At 59.5% G+C, this 20,760-nt stretch carries 19 protein-coding genes, 2 tRNA genes and 1 pseudogene; 5 read left to right on the forward strand and 17 right to left on the reverse strand.

The features are described from left to right. Positions 1 to 3: 3 nt before the first annotated feature. Positions 4 to 462, reverse strand: coding sequence for an MlaD family protein (locus tag E3E11_RS00495; RefSeq protein WP_141450691.1), 459 nt, complete (start codon positions 460 to 462; stop codon positions 4 to 6). Positions 463 to 748: 286 nt separating this feature from the next. Between E3E11_RS00495 and E3E11_RS00500 the strand changes: the two genes are divergently transcribed. From E3E11_RS00500 to E3E11_RS00510, 3 genes are all read left to right on the forward strand, one after another. Continuing rightward, the gene (locus E3E11_RS00500; protein WP_141450692.1) at positions 749 to 1,603 is read left to right on the forward strand and encodes an undecaprenyl-diphosphate phosphatase; all 855 of its coding nucleotides are present in this window, start codon (positions 749 to 751) and stop codon (positions 1,601 to 1,603) included. A 173-nt stretch (positions 1,604 to 1,776) separates the two neighbouring features. Then, positions 1,777 to 3,387 (forward strand): APC family permease, encoded by a 1,611-nt coding sequence (locus E3E11_RS00505; RefSeq protein ID WP_141450693.1) that lies wholly within the window; start codon positions 1,777 to 1,779, stop codon positions 3,385 to 3,387. Positions 3,388 to 3,506: 119 nt separating this feature from the next. Continuing rightward, positions 3,507 to 3,581 (forward strand) — tRNA-Met (locus E3E11_RS00510). Positions 3,582 to 3,786: 205 nt separating this feature from the next. Here the strand turns inward: E3E11_RS00510 and E3E11_RS00515 are convergent. Beyond that, on the reverse strand, positions 3,787 to 4,245 hold the full coding sequence (locus E3E11_RS00515) for a DUF4167 domain-containing protein (RefSeq protein WP_141450694.1): 459 nt from the start codon (positions 4,243 to 4,245) through the stop codon (positions 3,787 to 3,789). Between the two features lie 286 nt (positions 4,246 to 4,531). Further along, a complete protein-coding gene (gene prmC, locus E3E11_RS00520; RefSeq protein ID WP_141452013.1) occupies positions 4,532 to 5,428 on the reverse strand; it encodes a peptide chain release factor N(5)-glutamine methyltransferase in 897 nt (298 codons plus the stop codon). Between the two features lie 36 nt (positions 5,429 to 5,464). Between prmC and E3E11_RS00525 the strand changes: the two genes are divergently transcribed. Beyond that, a complete protein-coding gene (locus tag E3E11_RS00525) occupies positions 5,465 to 6,028 on the forward strand; it encodes a hypothetical protein (RefSeq protein ID WP_231118932.1) in 564 nt (187 codons plus the stop codon). A gap of 8 nt (positions 6,029 to 6,036) precedes the next feature. On the opposite strand, the gene prfA is transcribed toward E3E11_RS00525, so the two are convergent. The 6 genes from prfA to E3E11_RS00555 form a co-directional block, all read right to left on the reverse strand. Next, entirely contained in the window at positions 6,037 to 7,104 is a 1,068-nt protein-coding gene (gene prfA, locus E3E11_RS00530) for a peptide chain release factor 1 (protein WP_141450695.1), read from the reverse strand. A gap of 10 nt (positions 7,105 to 7,114) precedes the next feature. Continuing rightward, positions 7,115 to 8,383 carry a histidine--tRNA ligase gene (hisS, locus tag E3E11_RS00535; RefSeq protein ID WP_141450696.1) on the reverse strand — a complete coding sequence of 423 codons (1,269 nt, stop codon included), beginning with the start codon at positions 8,381 to 8,383 and terminating at the stop codon, positions 7,115 to 7,117. Beyond that, positions 8,383 to 9,522: a flavodoxin-dependent (E)-4-hydroxy-3-methylbut-2-enyl-diphosphate synthase gene (ispG, locus tag E3E11_RS00540; RefSeq protein WP_141450697.1), complete on the reverse strand. Its 1,140-nt coding sequence runs from the start codon at positions 9,520 to 9,522 to the stop codon at positions 8,383 to 8,385. Before ispG ends, hisS begins: the two co-directional genes overlap by 1 nt. Before the next feature lie 240 nt (positions 9,523 to 9,762). Continuing rightward, positions 9,763 to 10,935 carry a helix-turn-helix domain-containing protein gene (locus E3E11_RS00545; RefSeq protein WP_141450698.1) on the reverse strand — a complete coding sequence of 391 codons (1,173 nt, stop codon included), beginning with the start codon at positions 10,933 to 10,935 and terminating at the stop codon, positions 9,763 to 9,765. Positions 10,936 to 11,022: 87 nt separating this feature from the next. After that, positions 11,023 to 12,123: an NAD(P)H-dependent flavin oxidoreductase gene (locus E3E11_RS00550; RefSeq protein ID WP_141450699.1), complete on the reverse strand. Its 1,101-nt coding sequence runs from the start codon at positions 12,121 to 12,123 to the stop codon at positions 11,023 to 11,025. Continuing rightward, positions 12,120 to 13,466 (reverse strand): aspartate kinase, encoded by a 1,347-nt coding sequence (locus E3E11_RS00555; RefSeq protein WP_141450700.1) that lies wholly within the window; start codon positions 13,464 to 13,466, stop codon positions 12,120 to 12,122. Before E3E11_RS00555 ends, E3E11_RS00550 begins: the two co-directional genes overlap by 4 nt. 245 nt (positions 13,467 to 13,711) lie before the next feature. Between E3E11_RS00555 and ubiG the strand changes: the two genes are divergently transcribed. Continuing rightward, the gene (gene ubiG / locus E3E11_RS00560; RefSeq protein ID WP_141452015.1) at positions 13,712 to 14,449 is read left to right on the forward strand and encodes a bifunctional 2-polyprenyl-6-hydroxyphenol methylase/3-demethylubiquinol 3-O-methyltransferase UbiG; all 738 of its coding nucleotides are present in this window, start codon (positions 13,712 to 13,714) and stop codon (positions 14,447 to 14,449) included. A gap of 93 nt (positions 14,450 to 14,542) precedes the next feature. Here the strand turns inward: ubiG and E3E11_RS00565 are convergent, their stop codons facing one another. From E3E11_RS00565 to E3E11_RS00595, 8 genes and pseudogenes are all read right to left on the reverse strand, one after another. After that, positions 14,543 to 15,841 carry a lactonase family protein gene (locus tag E3E11_RS00565; protein WP_141450701.1) on the reverse strand — a complete coding sequence of 433 codons (1,299 nt, stop codon included), beginning with the start codon at positions 15,839 to 15,841 and terminating at the stop codon, positions 14,543 to 14,545. 235 nt (positions 15,842 to 16,076) lie between these two features. After that, positions 16,077 to 16,532, reverse strand: coding sequence for a DUF2147 domain-containing protein (locus E3E11_RS00570; protein WP_141450702.1), 456 nt, complete (start codon positions 16,530 to 16,532; stop codon positions 16,077 to 16,079). A 142-nt stretch (positions 16,533 to 16,674) separates the two neighbouring features. Continuing rightward, positions 16,675 to 16,935, reverse strand: a complete 261-nt coding sequence (gene grxC / locus E3E11_RS00575) for a glutaredoxin 3 (RefSeq protein WP_141452016.1) — start codon at positions 16,933 to 16,935, stop codon at positions 16,675 to 16,677. 14 nt (positions 16,936 to 16,949) lie between these two features. Continuing rightward, positions 16,950 to 17,402 carry a ComF family protein gene (locus E3E11_RS08520; protein ID WP_231119065.1) on the reverse strand — a complete coding sequence of 151 codons (453 nt, stop codon included), beginning with the start codon at positions 17,400 to 17,402 and terminating at the stop codon, positions 16,950 to 16,952. 294 nt (positions 17,403 to 17,696) lie between these two features. After that, a pseudogene (locus E3E11_RS08525) lies at positions 17,697 to 17,840 on the reverse strand (hypothetical protein); the annotation flags it as partial. A gap of 57 nt (positions 17,841 to 17,897) precedes the next feature. Beyond that, positions 17,898 to 19,304: a phosphoglucomutase/phosphomannomutase PgmG gene (gene pgmG, locus E3E11_RS00585; protein ID WP_141450704.1), complete on the reverse strand. Its 1,407-nt coding sequence runs from the start codon at positions 19,302 to 19,304 to the stop codon at positions 17,898 to 17,900. Between the two features lie 55 nt (positions 19,305 to 19,359). Then, a complete protein-coding gene (gene galU, locus E3E11_RS00590; RefSeq protein ID WP_141450705.1) occupies positions 19,360 to 20,244 on the reverse strand; it encodes a UTP--glucose-1-phosphate uridylyltransferase GalU in 885 nt (294 codons plus the stop codon). Positions 20,245 to 20,645: 401 nt separating this feature from the next. Beyond that, positions 20,646 to 20,731, reverse strand: a tRNA-Leu gene (locus E3E11_RS00595). Positions 20,732 to 20,760 lie beyond the last annotated feature (29 nt).

A 20,760-nucleotide genomic window follows, 5' to 3' on the forward strand; every position in this document is an offset into this window, starting at 1 on the left:
CGCTCAGAGCTTTCCGGCGCCAAAGATATAGTTGCTGATCTGCTGTTCCAGTGAAAGAAGCGGGCGGGCATTCGTTATGACCGCACCCGGCTTCAGCAGATCCTGGCTTTTGCCGGGCAGAAGCTGCAGCGCGTTGTTGCCGCCAATTCCCAGGGCGCCGATCGTAACGGCTGTATCAACCGGCAGCTTCAGGGACTGATCGACCGTAAACGCTACGTCTGCCATGTCTGTCCGGGTATTGAGCACCACATCATTGACCCGGCCGACCACTACGCCATCAAGAGCGACATCATCGCCCCCCTGCAGGCCGCTGGCAGAGATGAAGACTGCCCTGTAGGGTGTTTGCGGACCAACAGGGCCCTGCCGCAGGGTCAGGGCATAGAAAAGAAAAACGCCTGTCAGAACCAGAACCAGCATGCTGGCGGCAAAGGCCACGCCACGTCCCCCGAACACGCCTTTCATCTGTTCCCTCCTGCTGTCAAACTGCTCTTTCCTTCATTCTGTAAGATCCGTCTGATCCTGGCAGAGAGCGCCATTTGCGTTTTCATGCAGGGGAAAATACACCCTGAAGTTCCTTCGTGCCACTTCTCCGGCTTCTTTCAAAGACTGCCAGCTGATGGAAGTCTTTTTCAAAAAGGATCGGCAGCGTCTGAAGAAAACCGGGACGACAAAGTCAATTCCACTATAGGGTGCAGCTCACCGGTCAGCCACAGGAAAAAGGAACGCATTCATGGATGCAGGAAGTCCCATGTCCACTTATCAGGCCGTCATTCTGGCCATCGTTCAGGGCATAACGGAGCCTTTCCCGGTCAGCAGCCTGGGCCATGCCGTCCTGCTGCCTGCCGTCCTGCACTGGCACATTGATGAACACTCCCCTCTCTTCCTGCCTTTCCTGACTATGTTGCACGTGGGAACACTCCTGGCGCTGGCCAGCGTGTTCTGGAAGGACTGGAAGACGATTTTTCTCGGCCTGATCGGCAGGCTCGGCCCCCAGGGGCGCGATGACGCCCTGCGCATGTGCATTCTGCTTGCCATCGCCACCCTGCCGGCTGTCATCGTCGGGGGGCTTTTCGAGCACCGGTTGCGCCAGGTCTTCGCCACTCCCCTGCTGGTGGCAGGATTCCTGGTCCTCAACGGCTTTCTGCTCCTGGGCACTGAGTGGCTTCTGCGCCGCGCGCGCCTGCGTGCCAATCAGAATCTTGATACGCTGATGCCCAAAGACGCCTTCATCATCGGCTGCTGGCAGTGCCTGGCACTTCTGCCAGGGCTCTCGCGCTCAGGCGCCACCATGAACGGAGGCCTGACACGCGGCCTCGACCACCTCAATGCAGCACGTTTCTCTCTGCTGATGGCGCAGCCGATCATTCTCGCCGCCTCTGTCAAGGAAAGCTGGCAGATCCGCAATCTGTCTCTTTCTTATGAGATCCTCTATCAATCCCTTCTTGGCGCCCTGATCGCTGGGTTCACGGCGTGGCTCTGCTCGAAATTTCTCCTGAAATTCTTCCACCATACTGATGCCGAGGGCGACACCCAGGCGCTGGCGCCTTTCGGAATTTACTGCATCAGCGCTGGCTGCCTGGCCGCTTTCGTGATTTCCCGCTGAAACCTTTTCCTGCGTCACGTCCCTTCTTTTCCGCTTCAGCTCCTCTCGCAGGAGCGGAGGAAGGGCGGCACGGTTTACAGAAGGGCTGAAGCCGGGCAGGTAAGACACCACCCCGAACACGCCCGATGACCCGGACGTCCCTGGTTCCCGCTTCAGAGAGATGCAGCAACCCCATGAGTGATGCCCCACCTCCCTCGCTCCGGCCCTCCGGGGGCCGGAACGCACGCCGCAAGACACTGGCGCAGGTGGCTGCAGAAAATGAAAGCCATGGTCTCAAGAAAAGCCTGACGGCCAGCCAGCTGCTGCTGCTGGGGATCGGCACCATCATCGGGGCAGGCATCTATGTCATGACGGGCACAGCGGCAGCTGAATATGCCGGCCCTTCCATCATGCTGTCTTTCATCATCGCTGCTGTCGGATGTCTGTTCACCGCTCTCTGCTACGGAGAGCTCGCTTCAACCTATCCTGTCTCCGGCTCGGCTTATTCCTATGCCTATATCTCCATGGGCGAGAAAATGGCCTGGACCGTCGGGTGGGTATTGCTGCTTGATTACGGCATCTCCTGCACGGCAGTCGCTGCAGGCCTGTCCGGCTATGCCAACTCCCTGCTGGCCACTTTCGGCCTTCACCTGCCGAATTGCCTAACCCAGGCCACCCTTCAACCCGTGCCCGGCTCCGACGGGACGGCCATGACCATTGGCTGGAGGTTCGATTTTATCGGCTTCCTCAGCGTCATGGTCGTCACCTGGCTCCTGGTACGGGGGGTTGAGGAATCAGCCCGCTTCAACACCCTGATAGTTGCTCTCAAGGTAGGGGTGCTGCTGCTGTTTCTGGCCATGGGCATCAGCGCCATCAATCCTGCCAACTGGCATCCCTTCATTCCGCCGGCCGAACCGAACTTCCATTACGGGCTTACCGGCATCTTCCGTGCGGCTGCCCTGATGTTTTTCACCTATTCAGGGTTCGAAGCCGTCTCCACAGCCGCTTCTGAAGCGCGCAACCCCACACGCGACGTGCCGATCGGGATCATAGGCAGCCTGCTGGTGTGCACTGCCCTCTACCTGGCCCTTGCCGCGGTGCTTCTGGGCATCGTCCCCTACCGGCAGCTGGATGTTGCTGATCCCCTGGCTGTGGCCACACAGATCATGGGCCATCCCTGGCTTTCGATCATGGTCAATTCCGGTGCCACAATCGGGCTGTGCGCTGTGCTGCTGGGTCTTATGTATGCACAGTCACGCGTCCTGCTGACAATCGGGCGCGATGGGCTGATTCCCCGCCTTTTCGCCCATGTGCACAAAGTCTACCGCACGCCTGCGGCCGGCACGCTCGTCCTGGGGTTGGTGGTTGCCATCATGACCGCCACACTGCCCATTGATATTCTGGCCGATCTGGTTTCTGCCGGCACCACTGCCGCCTTTGCCATCGTCTGCTTTACGGTGATCTGGCAACGCACCCATCATCCAGAGACCCCGCGCCCTTTTCAGGTGCCGCTGGGGGGTATCTGGTTTCGTGGCGTATGGCTCGGCGTCACGCCGATACTGGGCATGCTCTTTGCCTTTCTGATGACACTACCACTCCTGCTCAACATGGTTCATGCCCTGCTGGGCGGCAATCCGGTCCCCATCGCGTTGCTGGGGATCTACCTGGTTCTGGGCGTGCTGACCTATATCTGTTACGGTCGCCACCATTCCAGGCTCGGACGCGCTCTGCAGGATCAGAACGATGACCAGACTGCCCCGGACACCCCCCCTGAAACGCGCTCTGTCAGCGCCGGCAGGCAATAAGAAAGCGTATCGGAAGCTGCGGTATTTCCGGTTTGTGAAAGCAGATTTTCATTGACGGCATCAGGCATTTTCCGCTATCACTGCCCCTACCCGCAGCGCTTCGTTCTGACGGGAAAGATGGCGGCGTAGCTCAGTGGTAGAGCAGGGGAATCATAATCCCTTGGTCGGCGGTTCAAATCCGTCCGCCGCTACCATCTTCACCTGAAATATAAATTATTTGTGACCTTCCATCCCATTAAGGGCTGGAAGGTTTTCTGTTTAGAGGGCCAGCCAGCGCGCTCTTTCAAAGCCAGTCCACGCCCAGGCTGGCTTGCAGGACAGACAGGTGAAGGCCTGGCTGTCACTTGGCCTAAAGCAGGCCAGGGCCAGCCCTTATACGCTCGCACCAACGCACACAGGTCAGTCGGTTTCAGCCGTCTCTTTCCTGTCAGTCCCCCGTTCCTCGCTGGGAGCGCGTTCACGACCTGAAGCCGAGCCGGACTGATTTTCCTGCCCCTGCTGTTGCTGCACTTGAGCGGCTTCACGGCGTTCACGGCGATTCTGCTCTATCACGCGCTGGCGTTCAGCCCTCTCCTGCTGGGCTGCCTGAGCTGCCTGGTTCATGGCGTTGAGAATTCGGAAATAATGTTCAGCGTGCTGAAAATAGGCCTCAGCCTGGATGCGGTCACCCGTTCCTGTCGCATCGCGGCCCAGCTGAAGATATTTCTCAAACAGCTGCTGCGCCGTTCCCCGCACGCGGAGATCAGGGCCGTTGCTTTCAAAAACATGATTCCGGTTGAGGGGAACCTGTCCATTTCCGGAACGTGACGACCCAGCGCCATTGCCTGCACGGCTATGCCGGCTTCTCATACGCTTCATTTTTTCCAACCTGTAAATCTCTTGTCCATGGGAACGTTCATCAAGCGAACGTTCCAGCATTCCGTTCCAGGCTGGACCTGGCACCTCTTCCGGAACGCCTTTGTTTCATACGCGAAGCAGATTTCCATTCGGGCCCTACCCGGTACGCCGGCCTGCTCCTATGGGGAACCATGTCGGGAATAAACCTGCCCGACCGGACTTTGCGTCCCCTTGCTGATTGGCGGCAGTCTAGCTTTTCTCCCTGCTCAAGCCAAGAGCAGGAAAAAAGCTTTCCTGCGCCCCTGCCCTATATTGCGGAATCCGGATTTTCCAGTACTAGGGCGCGCGCAATACCTCCCAGATCCCTGCCACATCCTGCCGGGCGCAGACCGGCCTGGCTGGCAAGCGCCGTTACGGCTGCCTCCTGTCCCTGGCCCAGTTCGAGAATGGCACAGCCTCCTGGCGCCAGGAGATCAGGCAGACGCTCACAGATCAACCGGTATGCGTCCAGCCCGTCTGGTCCCCCATCAAGGGCACGGCCCGGCTCGAAAGTGGCCACTTCCGGCATAAGCTGTGGCACTGTTGCGCTTTCGATATAGGGGGGATTGCTCAAAACCACGTCAAATCTGCCCTGCAGCGCGTCCCCCCAGTTCCCGGCCATAAAGAAAGCGCGCTCTGACAGCCGGGAACGTTCTCCTTCGCCCTGCTTTCCACCCCCGGTATTGCAGTGAGCATTGCGCTGGGCCAGCAACGCGGCTTCCGGTGCCAGATCCACCCCGATGCCCCAGGCGTCCCGATACGCAGTCAGCGCCGCCAGCAGCAGACAGCCTGTTCCGGTCCCAAGATCAAGGATGCTCCTGACCGCTGAGGGCTCCGGGCGCACCGACAGCAGGGTTTCGATCAGGCATTCACTGTCGGGACGCGGGATCAACGTTGCTGGAGAAACCTCCAGATCAAGCGTCCAGAAGCCCTGTCGGCCTGTGATATAGGCCATGGGCTCCCGCAGGACGCGGCGACGCATGCCTGCCCAGTATCGCTGCCGCTCATCGTGGCTGAGCCCGTTGCGCTGCAGCAGCGCCAGGCGGTCCAGCCCGGTGGCCCATTGCAGCAGATATCGTGCTTCCGCACGCGGCTCTTCCACGCCTGCGCCGCTCAGCTGCTGCGTTCCCGCCTGCAGCCATTCTGCGACAGTCTGACAGGACATATCCCCGACATCTGGAAAATCTGCTAGAAGGATTTCATGAGAGTCCATCCCGTTCTTGCTTCCTTCATACGCTTGCGCCGTCACCTGCCCTTCTCCTGTCCGAGCCGCGCTCTCAGAGGCCCGGAAAGCTTGGCCGGGCTGTTGTGCCTACTGGCAACTTCCCTGCTTGCCCCTTCCCTGCACGCAACACCCGTTTCCCCCGATATGATGGACGGTCTGACCGGCGGCAGCTTCACGGTCGTGGATGAACGTGCGCCTGACGAGATTTCCGAGGTCTCCCGCCTTTACCTGAATGGTCGTCTTGCAGCGACTTTCCGCCTTACCCTCAACCATACACTTGACGAGACCACGCTGCCCGTCCCGGTCGGCCGCACTGAAGTGCCTTATGCCCTGTGCGGCGAGATCACTCTGCTTCGCAATGGCCGACCGGTTACCCATACGGTCAGCAGCGAAGGCATGCTGCACCATCCGGACGGCCAGCACTACGAAGCGGTGGGGGACAACGATTTCAGGGACTTCTTCCTCGTCAGCTATGACGACCCCAGTGCTGCTGACCACAAGCCGGGTCAATCCAGCCTGTGCGTGTCCCCTAACGCCTGACCTCTTCGCTATCCCAGGCCTTCAGCTGCAAGCCGCTCAGCCTGCTCATGCTGCGTCAGGGCTGTGATGATTTCATCAAACTCCCCTCCCATCACCTGGGCGACCCGGTAGAGGGTCAGGTTGAGGCGATGGTCCGTCACGCGGCCCTGGGGAAAATTATAAGTTCGAATCCGCTCTGAACGGTCTCCCGTCCCCACCTGGGCCTTACGATCGGCTGCCCGCGTCTCATGGGCACGCCGGCGCTCGCGTTCGTAAAGACGGGCCCGCAGGATCTGCAGAGCCTTGGCCTTGTTGCGATGCTGGCTTTTTTCATCCTGCATGGCCACCACCAGGCCGGTCGGCAGATGGGTGATGCGTACAGCGCTTTCCGTCTTGTTGACATGTTGTCCCCCTGCCCCTGAGGCCCGGTACACGTCAATGCGCAGTTCCTGTTCATCAAGCTCGACGTCCACTTCTTCCGCCTCCGGCAGAACAGCCACTGTCACCGTTGACGTATGGATGCGCCCCTGGTTTTCCGTAGCCGGTACGCGTTGCACCCGGTGCACCCCGGATTCGTGTTTCAACCGGGCAAAAACGTCCTTGCCCGTGATGGTAGCCATGCCTTCTTTCAGACCGGCCAGTTCGTTTTCCACCAGGCTGATGACCTCGAAACGCCATCCCTGTCTTTCGGCGTAACGCCGATAAGCCTCGAAAAGCTCAGCGGCAAACAACCCGGCCTCATCACCACCGGCAGCGGGACGGATTTCCAGGATGGCACTGCGTTCATCCGCTTCGTCTCGGGGCAGCAGAGCAAGACGCATGGCTTGTTCCAACGCCGGAAGCCCCTGTTCCAACCCGACCAGTTCCTGCTGGGCCAGCTCCCGGAATTCCGGCTCTTCAAGCAGCTGCAGCGCTTCCTCGCGCCGCATCCGGGCTCGTTTCCAGGCCCGGATGGCCTGCACCGGTGCCTCCATGGCCGCATAGTCGCGTGCAAGACGCGAGAGAGCTTCGCCACTTTCCTGCCCGGACGCCATCCGGGCTTCCAGCTCGTCAAAACGCGCCAGGATAAGCTCCAGTTTCTGCGCGATTTCTGTCATGACGGGCCCATCATGCAGGGGAGGAAGAAAGACCAGTCTGCTCAGCCAGGGTGGTCAGAAGATCTGCACGATTCACTTCCCTTTGTTGGCGATCGCTCAAGGAGCGCAGCTGCACCACGCCGCGGGCTACGTCATCATCTCCCAGAAACAGGGCATGTGTGGCGCCTGATTTCACGACGCGATCCATACGCTTTTTCATGCTGCCACGCGTTTCCAGAGCGACCTGCCAGCCTGCTGCGCGCAGCTCACAGGCCAGGGCAGCAGCTTTCAACTGGTTTTCCTCTCCCAAGGGCAGAACAGCAATGCCGCCGCTTTCTTCCTCCTGCGGCCCGATCAGGGAAGCCAGGCGCTCAATACCGGCCGCCCAGCCGATGGCTGCAACAGGCGGACCACCCATTTCCTCGACCAGCCCTTCATAACGACCCCCTGCCAGAACGGTACCTTGCGCCCCCAATTGATCGGTTGTGAACTCAAAGGCGGTGTGGCTGTAATAATCCATGCCCCGCACGATGCGCGGGTTTTCATGAAATTCCACTCCGAAGGCCGCCAGGCTTTCACGCAGCTCATCCCAGAAACGACGGGAGCCGTCGTTGAGATAGCTGTCAAAAGCAGGCGCATCGGCAAGGAGGGCCCGGTCACCGGCATCCTTGCTGTCGAGAATGCGCAGCGGGTTTTTAGCCAACCGCCTGCGGCTGTCTTCTGAAAGACTGTCTTCATGGCCGCTGAAATACGTGATCAGCGCCTCCCTCCAGGCGGCACGGCTTTCCATATCCCCAAGCGTGTTCAGCTCCAACCGGACGGCTTCTCCCAACCCCAGGGCCTGGAGAAAATCCCGCCCCATGGCAATGGTTTCCGCATCACGCAGAGGGCTTTCAGCGCCGAAGAGCTCCGCGCCGATCTGGTGGAACTGACGGTAACGGCCTTTCTGCGGGCGCTCGTAACGGAACATCGGCCCCTGATAGAAGACCTTCTGGGGCAGGCTCTGTGCAAGACCGTTCGTTACCAGGGCCCGGCAGACCGGGGCCGTGCCTTCAGGCCGCAAGGTCAGTTTTTCGCCACCCCGGTCTTCAAAAAGATACATTTCCTTGGATACGACATCTGAAGTCTCGCCCAGAGAGCGGTTGAAGACAGCCGCTTCCTCAAAGATGGGCGTCTGCCATTCCCGGTAACCGTAACGACGGAAAATTTCCCGCCCTGTCTGAAGGACCTTCTGGACACGCAGCATTTCCCCGCCCAGCAGGTCATGGGTGCCGCGCGGGACCTGAAACCGGCCTGCCATCAGGAAGGAGCCGCTTCAGCCGCGGCCGTCTGGGCGGCCTTTTCCGCTTCCAGTTCGGAAACGCGCTGTTCGACCAGCTCCACGATCTGGTCGATCATGCCTTCAGCAGCCATGGGATGATCCTGCTTGCCGGCCCGGTAAACCATGTGCCGTCCCTGCCCGCCCCCGGTAATGCCGATATCGGTCATCAGCGCTTCGCCAGGTCCGTTGACCACGCAGCCGATAATGGAAAGGGTAAGCGGCGTCTTGATGTGTTGCAGCCGGTCCTCAAGCGTCTGGACTGTTTCCACCACGTTGAAGCCCTGACGCGCGCAGGAAGGACAGGAAACGATCTTCACTCCCCGGTGCCGCAGACCAAGCGATTTCAGGATATCCCACCCGACCAGCACTTCCTCTTCGGGAGGGGCCGAGAGAGAGACGCGCATCGTATCGCCCACCCCGCTCCAGAGCAGGTTACCCAGACCGATGGAGGATTTCACGGTGCCGGCCCGTTTGGACCCTGCCTCGGTAATGCCGATATGCAACGGGTGGTCGGAGCAGTCGGCGAGTTGCTGATAAGCGGCGACAGCCATGAAAACATCAGAGGCTTTCACGCTGATCTTGAACTCGTGAAAATCATGGTCCTGGAGAATCTTGGCGTGCTCGAGCGCGCTTTCCACCAGGGCCTCGGGCGTAGGCTCACCGTATTTTTCCAGCAGGTGCCGTTCCAGAGAGCCGGCATTCACGCCGATCCGGATGGCGCAGCCATGCTCGCGCGCAGCATTCACCACTTCGCGCACGCGTTCAGCACTGCCGATATTGCCGGGATTGATGCGCAGGCAGGCCGCACCCGCCCGCGCCGCCTCAATCGCACGCTTATAGTGAAAATGAATATCGGCCACGATCGGCGTCTCGACCTGCTCAACAATGGCCTTCAGCGCCTGTGTGCTGGCTTCATCCGGGCAGGAAACGCGCACGATATCAACCCCGGCCTGCTCTGCCTTGCGGATCTGGGCCACCGTACCTTCAACATCGGTGGTCAGCGTATTGGTCATGGTCTGCACCGAAATCGGCGCATCTCCCCCCACCGGGACTTTGCCGACGTGAATCTGGCGCGACTTCCGACGTTCAATATGCTGATAGGGACGATAACTGCTCATGAAATTCCTCTCCGGGCTCTGTCCTGAAGGCAGCTGGCAGAGCCCATGGCTGTCTGACATGACGACATGACTGTATGGACGGAGAACGTGCCATCTGCCATCCCTGTCGCACGGCACACCTTCTCCAGTCCCAGACGGCGGGAAAGCAGACGCGATCCCTCGCCCGCCTTTCTTCAAAGCCCGGCAGGTGCCAGTCTCAGGCTGCCTAAGCTGATACCCCGCAACCGTCTGGAAGCGCTTTTACTGCGCTTCGCCTTTCTGATCCAGCGTCGGTTTTTCAGATGTCAGCTCTGAATGCCCGAATTGCCCCGCCTGTACCGCCTGCGGAGTGACAGAAACATTGCGCCTGACCCGTCCCGAAGCCCCCAGGGGTGCGCTGGTTACCGGGCCGGACCGGAAAACAATTCCCCCAGCATTGCCTGCGGTAACCATGTAAGGGGCATTTTCAGGATCCCCGATCCAGTTGTCGCCCCCTTTGAGGGTCTGGGAGAACACCACTTTACCGGAATGATCCTTCACCTGCAGCCAGCTGTCTTTCAAGGCATGCACCATGAGCCCCTGCGCGCCTGTCTGCAGCTGCGCACTGGCTGCAGCTGTCTGAGTGCCTGAAGAACCTGCCAACTGATCCGGCATGGAAGGCGCATCATGCGCCCCTGTCGCATCCTCCGCCGAAAGATCAGGCACCGACTGACCGACTGTTTCACTGCCGGTCGGTGCGACCATAGCAGTTGCAGTAGACGCAGCGCTTTCAGGACTCGCGGCATTACTGCTGCCAGCTGGGGCGACTGGCGAACTAGGTGAAACAGTGCCCGGAGAACCAGGTTGCGAGACAGGATTGGAAGTGACAGGAGCTGGCGAAAGGGGCAATGGCGCCGCGCCTGAAGACGCGGTTTGCTGGGGCAGATCGGCTGAAGTAGTTGGCAGGCCTGAAGCGCCGCCAGGGGCTGCCTGCTGCAGAGGCGCGGACACGCTCATTTCGTGACCGGCATAATGATACCAGACCCCGTAAGCCCCGCCGATGACACCTGCCCCTAAAAGCAGGAGCACGCTCAGCGGAAAGCGCCGTTCATTGGCCACCTCGGGAAAGGAAAGTTGCGGCGTCTGGAGTGCGGCGCGCTTGGCCAGCGCATCACGGGAGAAAGAGACCGCCAGACCCCCGGCATCCAGCCCCAGCAGAGTGGCATAGGCCTTGAGGTATCCGACAGCATAAGCGCGTTCAGGCAGCTTTTCGTAAGCGTCCTCTTCGAGAGCCTGAAGATAGACCGGCCTGATTTTCAGATGAGCCGCGATTTCGTCAATGTCCCAGTCCAGCTCTTCACGCCGCTTGCGCAAGAGAGTGCCGATCTGAGGCTGCCCCTCGGACTGGACGCGTGCATTGCCGGAAAACTGCGTCTCGTCCTGCTGCTCTGCCACGGCCTTCTCTCCTCTCTTTATCTTGTCTTCCCGAATGGCTGGCTGACAGCTGGTTGAATGCGCGCTGTTTCCGGCCAGGTCGATTCGTTAAACCGTCTGGGCCTGCTGCGGATGCAGACGGCTTTCGCGTTTCTCCAACGCACTTACGGCCTGGTCAACCAGCGTTTCAATAATATCGCTGACCGGACGTATTTCCCTGACCATACCTACGGACTGGCCGGCCATGAGCGAGCCGTTTTCCACATCCCCCTCGATCACCGCGCGTCGCAGAGCACCGGCCCAGAAGTGCTCGATGGCCAGCTGGGCTTCCTCACGCTCCAGTTCACCCGCCTGAAACCGCCGCAGGGTCTCCGCCTGATGCTTCATGAAATGACGGGTCGCCGCATTGGTGATGCCACGAACGGGGATGACCGGAAAACGTTCATCAAGCTGCACCGATACCGTCGCATCACGGGCATTGGCCCGCCGGAAAGCGTTCTTGAAGTTCTCATGGGCGATGCTTTCCTGTGAAGCAGCAAACAACGTGCCCAGCTGCGCACCTGCCGCCCCGCGTTCCAGGTAGGAAAGAATGGCATCGCCGCGGCCCAGGCCGCCTGCCACAAAAACAGGCACGTCGGTCATGGCTGGCAGAATCTCCTGAGCCAGCACATTGAGCGACACCGGCCCCACATGTCCGCCCGCTTCGGAGCCTTCGATCACCAGCGCTTCCATACCGAGCCTGACCAGACGTTTCGCCAGCGGCAAAGCCGGGGCAAAGCCGATTGCGCGCGCACCGCCGTCACGCACGCGCTTGATGGTAGCGCCGCTCGGCACACCACCCGCCAGGACAACATGCGTCACCTGATGGGCCAGGCAGATATCGACCAGCCTGTCGAGCTCAGGGTGCATCGTGATGAGATTAACCCCGAAAGGTTGGCTGGTCAGCGCCTGGGTAGCGACGATTTCCTCTTCCAGGCGTTCCGGACTCATGGCCCCGCAGGCGATCACCCCGAAACCACCTGCATTGGAAATCGCCGAAACAAGATTCCGTTCACTGACCCATGACATCGCGCCGCCCAGAAGGGCATACCGACTGCCCAGAAAATCGCATCCCGGCTTCGTAAGACGCACGAGTTCCGCCTGCGCCTGCTTCCAGGAAGGGGTAGTTCTGTCGATCTTCGCAATCGGCTCTTCGGTTATGCCGCTCATCCCTGCACTCCCACTTCTTGGTCGCCGTCCAGTCCGTAGGCGGTATGGAGGGCGCGCATCGCCAGCTCCGTGTAAGCAGCATCAATCAGGACTGAAATCTTGATCTCGCTGGTGGAGATCACCTGAATATTGATTCCCTTGTCAGCCAGGGTACGGAACATGGTTGCTGCCACTCCCGTATTGGCGCGCATTCCCACTCCTACCACGCTGATTTTGGCAACATTATGGGAAGCTTCGATCCCGTCATAGCGAAGATGCGGATGAAGCTCCTCAAGCATGGCGCACGCGGCAGCCGCATCGGCCTTGGCCACCGTGAAGGTCAAGTTCGTCGTACCGTCCAGGCCGATACTCTGAACGATCATGTCGACATTCAGGCCCTGCTCGGCCAAGGCACTGAAGATGGCATAGGCGATGCCGGGCTCATCAGGCAGACGACGCAGGGTGATTTTCGCCTCGTCACGTGAATAAGCGATCCCGGCTACCAGCTTCTTTTCCACATTCTCATCCTCGTCAACAACGATCGTGCCCGTCGTGCCGCTGCCTTCATCTCCCGCCTCTTCCTCAAACGAGGAAAGTACGCGCACGCGCACCTTCTCACGCATGGCAAGCCCCACGCTGCGGGTCTGCAATACCTTGGCCCCGCCGGAAGCCAGCTCCAGCATTTCCTCATAAGTGATGGTAGCGAGTTTCCTGGCCTGTCGCACGATTCGGGGATCGGTCGTATAGACTCCATCCACATCTGTGTAGATGTCGCACTGATCTGCCTGGATAGCGGCAGCCAGCGCCACCGCAGAGGTGTCGGATCCCCCTCGGCCCAGGGTGGAAATCCGCCCGTCCGGCCCGATGCCCTGAAAGCCGGCCATGACAGGCACCAGACCCTGGTCCAGCGTTCTGAGAACTGCGTCGCCCTCGACACTCTCGATACAGGCGCACCCATGGGCCCCATCAGTCCGAAGAGGCACCTGCCAGCCCTGAAAAGAGCGTGCCGGAATGCCCAACGCATTGAGCGCTATGGCCAGAAGCCCGCTTGTCACCTGCTCTCCTGAGGCAACCACCGCATCGTATTCAGTTGCAGGCGCCTGGGGGTCAAGATCCTGGCAGTAGCCCACCATGGTATTGGTCACCCCAGCCATGGCCGAAACGACCACAGCCACGCGGTGACCGCGCTCCCGCTCCTTCTTGACGCGTTGGGCCACATGACGGATACGGTCCAGATCCCCCACTGATGTCCCACCGAATTTCATGACGATGGTCTTTTCTTCCCTTGCCGCCCCGCCGGTCTGGGAAGGAACATCGCCTGAACTGCACCCCTTCCCTGAGGCAGGGCAATCAAGCATGGACATGTAAAGCTGGGCTCCGGTATCTGCAGGATGGGTGTTTTTGCGGTGAAAGAGATTCAATACCCACCTCTCCGGCATCCGTCCAGCGGATCAGCGCCGAAGCGGGGGTAAATCCGCCCTTTTGAAAACGCCTTCAGGCGTCCCGGCGTTTCAATGGCCTCCAGATGCCAGTCAGAAAGCACAGGTTTCTATCCGATATGTCCTCTTCAAGCGCCACGCCACTCTCTCCCCTGACAGCTACCGGTTCCATGGACGCACCGCCCGACCAGGCCACGTCCTCAGTGGTGGATGAGGAAATCGCTCATTTCAATGCGCTTGCCGGGGAATGGTGGAATCCCAAGGGGCCCATGGCGCCCCTGCACGCCATGAATCCCCTACGGACGGACTGGGTGAAGCAGCATGCTGCGCCCCTGCCCGCCGGCCGCACCCCCACCTTGCTCGACATCGGTTGCGGGGCCGGGCTGGCAAGCGAACGTTATGCCAGGATCGGTTTCGAAACTCTGGGGGTAGATGCCAGCGCGGACGGTATCGCGGCCGCCCGTCACCATCTTGCCACCCATCCCCTTCAGCCCGGCAGCGCGCAACTCTCCTATCATAACGGCAATGCGGAAGACCTGGTAAAAGCAGGGGAAACCTTCGATGTCGTCAGCGCGCTGGAGATCATCGAGCATGTCCGCGACCCGCAGGCGTTTCTGCAGCTTCTGGCTACGCTGACCAGGCCTGGGGGCTATGTGGCCGTTTCGACCCTTAACCGGACCCTGCGCTCTTTTCTGGTCGCAAAGCTCGGCGCTGAATATGTGATGCGTTTTCTGGAACCTGGAACACATGACTGGAAAAAATTCATCCGCCCCCAGGAACTCGACCGCATGGCACGGCGTAGCGGATTGCGCCTGAAGACGCTGTCCGGTTTCAGCTTCCATCCACCCCACTGGGTAGAAAGCCGCGATACGAGCATCAATTACATCGCCATGTTCGTGCGTGACTGACTTTTCACTGCGCTGCAGCGCTTCTTTCCTGAAGGCTGGCAGGGCGTGCCAGCTCCAGGAAAGAAGGAGCTCAGATCCGGATTAAAGGCCGGATTAAAGGTTGGAGCCGCCCAGTGCCGGGGTCGTAAGAGCTGGCGTTGTGACGAGGAAGGCGAAAGTCGTCGGACTGCCGACCGGCGTATACTGCCTGGTGAATTTCACGTCACCAGTCACCTTGTTGACGCGGAACGAGGTCACGGCATCAGAACGCTGGTTGGCACAGAACAGGAAAGTGCCGGTCGGATCGAACATCATCGCGCGTCCGTAATCAGCATGCATCCAGACTTCATCCTGCAGGGTCAGTGTGCCGTCCTGGCCGACGGCAAAGATCGCCAGTGAATCGCCCAGACGGTTGGAAACATAGACATATTTTCCCGTATCATCGATCAGGATTTCAGCCGCCAGCGTTGAACCGCGGAAATAAGGCGGAACCGTACTGACGCTCTGAATAAGGGTGATGGCCCCCGTCGTGGGATTGAAATCGGAAACCAGGACCTTCGAGTCCTGCTCGCACAGGTTATAGAGGATCGTTCCGGCCTGATTGAAAACGAAATGGCGCGGCGCGCAGCCTGGCGTCAGATTGTAATAAGGGACCGTGTCAGGAATCAGGGTTCCGTTTTTCATGTCCATGCGCCAGACATAGATCCGGTCCAGCCCGGCATCGTCAGCCAACACGAAACGCCCGTTCGGGTTGCTGGCAATCATATGCGGGTGAGAGCCGGAATGATCGGAAACGGCGAAATTACCCTGCGGGTTATCAGCGGCCCGTTCCGGCTGGCGCGGTCCGGTCAGATGAACGATATCCGACGCCTCCGCCAGCCCCCCATTCGGCTTGACAGGAAAAACCGCCACGCTGCCGCCCATGTAATTGGCGACAAACACGAACTTCCCGCTGGGATGCACACTGACATGCGCCGGAATAGCGCCACCTGAGCTGACCGTATTGATTTTGGTCAGGGTGCCGGTGTGCTGATTGACGGCAAAAGCCGTCACACAGCCATCGCCTTCTTTATTGTAATTGTCGATTTCGCTGATGGCGTAGAGATAACGATGATCAGGGCTGAAAGTGATGAAGGACGGGCTGGCAATATCCATGAAAGTGAAGATCTGGGTCAGCACGCCGGTTGTGCGGTCCATATCGAACACGACGATCCCATCGCCGTTGCCTTCAACGCCGGGAGGGGCATCTTTCGTATAGCCACCGACGTAGCAGAGGATCCGGGGTTTGGTGACATCCGTGGTTTCTATGCCTGAGGAATCCCCCGAAGCAGCACGTGCCAAAGGAGTCAGGGCACTGGCCCCCAGAGCGGTCAGGGCAAGCGTGAAATGCCGACGCGAAAGAGAGTGTGACATGGCAGATCCTGTTCTCCTCGTATGCTGGACCCACCCCTCTGCCGGGCTGGCATCCTGAGCTCTGGCATCCGGGAAGGCCAGCTTTCAGAAGGACTAGTCTTCCCGATATGGCCGTCCGTGATCCGTTTATTGGCGCTCATAGCATGAAAGCTGAAGCCGTGCGAACGCCGGCTGAGGCGAAATCATTTTCAAACGCGATTCTCTTCTCTCCTGCATACAGGAAGCACGCCAGATTTCATTTCCCTGCGCTAGGGGCTCCTGCAACGCGCGGCACCCCGGTCGCACCATTGTGGGAACTGTCGGCTTCAAGGGGTTTCATGCGGCAGTTAGCCCCGGGCTGAGGCCCATGATAGCGCGTCCAGATCTCTGTCCGCCCGAACAGCGGAATACCAAGATAGCCACGCAGCTTCAGCCTGCCATCAGGCATAAGCCTGACCACAGCGTCATAAATACGCCCAGAACGGGGGTCGAGAATGTCGCCGACCCATCTGGGCCCCGGCTCTTCCTTGAGGTGCAGCAGAAGGGCCAAGCCACATTCAGAGCGCTTCCAGTAATCAACGGGCGGCTTGGGTTCCTGGTAATCCAGCCCTGCAATCCAGCCGCAGAGCCGTTTTCCACCCAGCTCACAGGGACCGAGATAGAAAATTCCGTCCTTGTCCTGTGTCAGCCAGTTGCCTGAAATAGCGCGCATGGCAGCTGACGGGGTCGCCTGGGCAGGATGGCCAAAAATGACCAAAGCTCCGATTAGCCCTCCCACCACGGACAGGCTTTTTCGCCGCCAGCTGTGGCGGCGTCTGCCTGTCCAGGATCGGGGTCGCTCCTGACGCGCGCGTTCAAGCACCTTTCAGCAGCTCATCCAGCTTGCCGTTGCGCTCGAGAGCCAGCAACTCATCGCAGCCGCCGATAGAAGTGCCATTGATAAAGATCTGCGGCACTGTGCGCTTACCGCCCGAGCGTTCAATAGCCTCTTCCCGTGCTTTCGTGCCACGCGGCGCATCAACTTCCGTAAAGGGGATGTCTTTCTGTTTCAGAAGCCCCACGGCACGAATGCAATAGGGACACCCCGGCTGAGTGAAAATCTCAACTTTTGCCATTTTCGCCATGAGCTTCAGCCTTCCTGAAAAAATGGGTAGTGCCCGGCGGAGTCTTCCACGCCTACAGCGCGGGCCGCTACCAGAATGTCCACTTCCCTGCATCCAATCGCATGAAGGGCCTGAACGCAAGCCTCCGCCGTGGCGCCGGTCGTCAGTACATCATCCACCAGCACAACCCTTTGCCCTGCAAGCGAAGCTACCCAGCGCTTGCGCACGCCGATCACCCCTTGCATTTCCCTGTGCCGCTCAGAGCGGGAAAGGCGGGCCAGCGGGCGGGTTTGGCGGTGGCGTTGCAGAGCATCAACAGCCAATACCGCCCTACCCTTCCTGCCTGTTTCACTGCGTGTCAGCTCTCTGGCGAGAAGAGCCGCCTGGTTGTAGCCGCGCTGACGCAGTTTGCGGGCATGAAGAGGAACCGGGATGAGAACCGGTTCCTCCTCAAGCAGATCAGCGCCTGCTTGACCCATAGCGTGGGCCAGTGGGTACCTGTTTTCCAGCCGAGTTGAATATTTAAAGGGCAGAATCAACTGACGCGCTGCCTGATCATACACGAAAGCCGCCCGCGCACGGTTCCAGAGCGGTGGCTGACGCTGGCACAGACTGCAGAGAAAGCCATCATCCTTTTCCGGGACTTTTCTGAAGTCTGATCTGAAGTCTGACGTCTCGGCAGAAGCTGACCGAGCTTCCCCCAAAGCCGCAAAGGCCAGAGGCTCACCACAACGCTGACAGAAGGGGTCGACGATGCGGTGCAGCTTTCCAAAGCACGCGGCACAGAAAGCCCTTGCCGGCCCCTGCGTTTCAACCCCGCAGCCTAAGCAGACGGGCGGCCAGAGAAGATCCGCCAGGCTTTCCCGCCAACGCAGCACAGCCTGAACAACAGCTCTGAAGCTTTTCCCGGCGTGCATGACCTGCTGGCTCTCCTGACTGGCAACCACTGGACAGCTGCCGGTCCAGGCTTGGGTTCAGTGCCCGGCAGCACCGGAGAAATCGGGGGCTTCCATCCCGGAGGCTTCCAGCTGCCGCACCAGTTCGCCCTTCAGCCGTTCCAGACCAGCTGGCGAAGAGGCTTCAATACGGGCAACGAGGACAGCCTGCGTATTGGAAGCACGAAGCAACCACCAGCCATCCGGCGTATTGACACGCACTCCGTCAATTTCAGTGACATCAGCGCCATCTTTTTTCAGGCGCTCAGCCACTTCACGGATGACCTCGAATTTCCGTGTATCGGCACAGGGAAAACGCAGTTCAGGGGTGGAAACCATGCTGGGCAAAGCTTCGCGCATGTCGGAAACCGTTCCGGGCAGCCGGCTCACCACCCCCAGGGCGCGAACGGCGGCATAAAGCGCATCATCAAAACCAAACCATTTATCGGCAAAAAAGATATGTCCCGACATCTCACCTGCAAGGGGGGAGCCCGTCTCAGCCATCTTGCTCTTGATCAGGGAATGGCCAGTCTTCCACATCAGCGGTTCCCCGCCAGCCCGGTCGACTTCATCAAACAGAACCTGGCTGGCCTTGACATCGGCAATGATGGTGGCGCCCGGATTGTCGCGCAGCACATCGCGCGCCAGCATGGCCAGAATCTGGTCACCCCAGAGAATTTCACCCTTATTGTCGACAATGCCGATCCGGTCAGCATCTCCGTCGAAGGCTACCCCGAAATCAGCGCCCTGCTTGCGTACTTCGGCAATTAGGTCCTGCAGGTTGGCTTCAACTGTGGGATCAGGGTGATGATTGGGGAAAGTGCCGTCAATTTCCGGATAGAGAACAGTATGCTCACCCGGCAGTTCAGCAACGAGTCGCTGCAATACATCGCCGGCAGCTGAATTGCCATTATCCCAAACGACCTTGAGCGGGCGCTCGCTGTCATAATCCTGCAGAATGCGCTTGAGGTAATTCTCCGACAGATCAACCGTTTCAACGCTTCCGTGCGCGCCTTCCTCGACCACATCACCGGCGGCTGCCAGCTTGCCGAGATTGCTGATCTGTTTGCCGAAGAAGGGCTTACCCTTCATCACCATCTTGAAACCGTTGTGATCAGGCGGATTATGGCTACCGGTCACCATGATGGCCCCATCCGCCTCATGGGCGACCGAGCCGAAATAGAGCAGCGGCGTCGGGCCGCGGCCCACGCGTTTGACATGCACGCCCGAAGCCCGCAAACCGCGCACCAACTGTTCCTCCAGCGCCGGAGAGGACAGACGCCCGTCATATCCCACGACGACCAGGTCTCCTCCGTCACGTTTGACGAGGCTTCCGAAAGTACGCCCGATCGCAAAAGCGTCTTCCGGGTGGAGGGTCTGACCGACGATACCGCGGATATCATATTCACGCAGGCTGGTCGGCTCGAAATCATGTTTGAAGCTCATGGGGAGACCTCTTTAATTTCCGGGTGTCTTGGCTTCGCGGCGGCGCGCCAGAGCCTCAAGCATATCGGGGCAGGAACTCGCGAACCGCTTCCTGCAGGTCCGGCCGATCAAGCGCCATCGCGATCTGGGCCTCCAGGAAGCCCACCTTGTTGCCGCAATCGTAACGGGTGCCTTCATAGCGCAGGCCATGGAAAGGCTGGCGCCCGATCAGTTTGGCCATGGCATCCGTCAGCTGCACTTCCCCGCCGACACCGCGACGCAGATGGGAAAGCGGCTCCAGGATGTCAGCTGTCAGTACGTAACGACCGATGATGGACAGGTTTGAGGGGGCCTCTTCCGGCAGGGGTTTTTCGACAAGCCCCTTCACCTTCACCAGCCGGTCATCACCAGCGCCCTCACCGTCAGTATCCACGTCCAGGATGCCGTAGCGATGTGTCTGTTCCGGCGGCACTTCATCAACGGCCACCACATTGCCGCCCGTCTGGTGATAGACATCGGCGAGCTGGGCCAGGCAGCTTTTCTCGCTGCGGACCAGATCGTCAGGCAGCAGAATGGCAAACGGGTCATCGCCGATGAAATTGCGCGCACACCAGATCGCATGACCGAGCCCCAGAGGGTTCTGCTGGCGCACGGCCACCAGGGAGCCCGCGGCCACACTGCTGCTTTCCAGCGCCTTCAGAGCCTCGGTCTTGCCACGCTGGCGCAGGGTGTCTTCCAGCTCATACGCCACGTCGAAGTAATCAATAAGATTGTCCTTACCACGCGCGGTAACCAGACAGAATTCCTCAATCCCCGCTGCCCGCGCCTCATCAATGGCATACTGGATCAGAGGCTTGTCCACGATCGGAAGCATTTCCTTGGGCATCGCTTTCGTGGCCGGCAGGAAGCGTGTTCCCATTCCTGCAACCGGAAGGACTGCTTTGCGCAACGGCTTGATCATGAATCTTCCTTTACCATCTTTCATTCACCCCCGTGTCGCCGGAGGACCACCATTCCGGCAGCATTCAAAAGGAATGAGACGAAAACAAGGCTTTAAAGCGGAAACATCCCGGAAAATCCCCCACTGCCCCCATTTCACCTCTTGTTGATCATTCCAGGTTTGGTAGTGGGCAAGGTTTACCGATGGGAACTTGTGCTTAGCCTGAACATTGTTGAAGCGACCGGCACGGTAAAATACGTAAAATACACAGTGAAAATATCATAGAAGCTCTAAGTAAACAAAAACCGCTTCGCCCAGGCGGGGAAACGGTTTTTCCGGAAATATTCTTTTTGAAGATCAAAAGCGTTTCGCTTTTCCCACCAACCAGAAAGCCCAGAACACGTGGAGCTTTGCCGATAAAGTGGTGCGACCGAGAAGACTCGAACTTCCACGGGGTTGCCCCCACAAGCACCTCAAGCTTGCGCGTCTACCATTCCGCCACGGTCGCATTTCAACGCTCTTCTGCGCATATCGGCA

The sequence above is a fragment of the Oecophyllibacter saccharovorans genome (assembly GCF_006542375.1).
Lineage (GTDB): Bacteria > Pseudomonadota > Alphaproteobacteria > Acetobacterales > Acetobacteraceae > Oecophyllibacter > Oecophyllibacter saccharovorans.